The organism is Neisseria sp. P0007.S010, from assembly GCF_051962875.1.
GTDB lineage: Bacteria > Pseudomonadota > Gammaproteobacteria > Burkholderiales > Neisseriaceae > Neisseria > Neisseria subflava_A.
The window spans coordinates 1-213 of the sequence record NZ_JBQCUX010000079.1; the positions used below are offsets into that span (position 1 = coordinate 1).

Consider the following 213-nt stretch of genomic DNA (forward strand, 5'->3'; position numbering starts at 1 on the left):
AATGTCAAAGGCGACAGCAACATCATCAGCGAAACCGTAGCCGGTGGCGCACAGCTGAAACTGGCCAAAGACATCACCGTTGACAGCGTGACCGCAGGCGACAGCAAACTGAATTCAGACGGCCTCACCATTACCGGTGGCCCGAGTGTGACCAAGTCAGGCATCAATGCCGCCAGCAAGAAAGTAACCAACGTAGCCGCCGGTACCGATGAC

General features: G+C 56.3%; 1 protein-coding gene. It reads left to right on the forward strand.

Annotated elements, in window-relative coordinates; translation table 11 throughout:
• Nucleotides 1-213 (forward strand): hypothetical protein (locus ACTHR7_RS10980; protein WP_440370831.1); only part of this gene is annotated, 213 nt, incomplete at both ends.